This window comes from bacterium CG_4_10_14_0_2_um_filter_33_32 (assembly GCA_002792735.1).
Taxonomy (GTDB): Bacteria; Patescibacteriota; CPR2_A; order CG2-30-33-46; family CG2-30-33-46; genus CG2-30-33-46.
Genome location: PFOW01000063.1, coordinates 1 through 1,544 on the forward strand (window position 1 = coordinate 1; position 1,544 = coordinate 1,544).

A 1,544-nucleotide genomic window follows, 5' to 3' on the forward strand; every position below is an offset into this window, starting at 1 on the left:
TATTAGGCCGGGGTGGCGGAACTGGTAGACGCACTAGCCTTAGGAGCTAGCGGTCGAAAGACCATGGAGGTTCGAGTCCTCTCCCCGGTACCAATATTTAAATTATTATGAATGAGGTTTAGTGCCTCTTTTTTATTTTTTTGACTTGATTTGGTATAATTATATTAATATGGAAAAGCACAGAGGTTTTACTCTAATTGAATTATTGGTAGTAATAGCCGTTATTGCTATCTTAGCTGGTTTGGTAATTATTAGAATTTCCAATGCAAGCGCAAGCGCAAAAGATGTAAAGAGAGTTGCTGATTTGGATGAATTAGCAAAAGCGTTGGAAATGTACAAAATTAAATTTGATCAATACCCGGATAATACAGATAGTGATTCACCTAGCTATGGCTGTTGGGGTAATTGGGATGCAGGTAATGATTTTATGGATAGTTCAGATAGTTTTATTCAGCCTTTAGTAAGTAATAATTTTATTAGTAAAACGCCGCGTGAGAATACAAATATAAAGGATGGTTGGAACTCTAATTGTACTTATAGATATATGCGGGCTATCCCAGGCGGTTGTTCAGATATGTATGGGGTTTTGTTTACTGCATTAGAAACAGATTCTACTAAATTTGCAACTTCAGATGAACGTCCTTCTTGCGTAACTTGGGGGGAAGGAAACCAAGGGAGAGATTATGCAATTTATCTTAAAGAATAAATTAGCGATTGAACGATTTTTATCCCATTTTTTGATATAATATTAATAATTAAAAGGTATTATTATGAACAACAATGCATCAAATCAAATTGGCTCAATTGTAGGATTTTTTGTGTTTTTAGTTTTTATGGGCGGTATGTTAGGTCAAACCGGCGCTATTTCGATAACAGCTATAATTTTATGGACGATAATTATCTTAAGCGTTATTTTTTTAATCGGCGGCCTAAGGGTTATTGATCAATATGAACGTGGAGTAATTCTGACGTTAGGTAAATATACAGGGACAAAAGATCCTGGGTTAAATTGGATCTTCATCGGTATTCAACGAATGATCAAAGTTGATCTTAGGGTTACAACAATTGATATTCCTTAGCAAGAAGTTATCACTAAAGATAATGTTCCGGTAGGTATTAATGCAGTAGTTTATTTCAGGGTGGAATCAGCCGAGAATGCAATTCTTAATATTCAAGATTATACGATAGCTGTTTCCCAATATGCGCAGGCTGCTTTAAGGGATGTAATAGGAGGTATCGAACTAGATGCTTTGCTTTCCGAAAGGGAACAGATAGCGCAGGAAATTAAAAAAAATGTTGATGTGGCTACGGGCAGTTGGGGAGTGGACGTTACTGATATTAAAATACAAGATATAGAGCTTCCTGCAGACATGAAACGTATTATGGCTAAACAAGCTGAATCAGAAAGGGAAAGACGCGCTGTAATTATTAAGGCAGAAGGAGAATTTGCCGCAGCAGAAAAATTAGCTCAGGCTGCAGGCAGACTAAGCCAAACTCCCGGCGGTTTATCTTTAAGAACTCTTTCAACTATTGAAAAAATAAAT

Annotated in this window: 3 protein-coding genes and 1 tRNA gene; all 4 read left to right on the forward strand. The window is 36.5% G+C overall.

Going from position 1 to position 1,544, the window contains the following annotated elements; genetic code table 11:
- The first annotated feature begins 6 nt into the window (after nt 1-6).
- A tRNA-Leu gene (locus COX95_04285) sits at nt 7-93 on the forward strand.
- 28 nt (nt 94-121) lie between these two features.
- On the forward strand, nt 122-706 hold the full coding sequence (locus COX95_04290; protein PIZ85387.1) for a hypothetical protein: 585 nt from the start codon (nt 122-124) through the stop codon (nt 704-706).
- Between the two features lie 64 nt (nt 707-770).
- Nucleotides 771-1,079: a hypothetical protein gene (locus COX95_04295; protein PIZ85388.1), complete on the forward strand. Its 309-nt coding sequence runs from the start codon at nt 771-773 to the stop codon at nt 1,077-1,079.
- Between the two features lie 60 nt (nt 1,080-1,139).
- Nucleotides 1,140-1,544 (forward strand): hypothetical protein (locus COX95_04300; GenBank protein ID PIZ85389.1); only part of this gene is annotated, 405 nt, incomplete at its 3' end.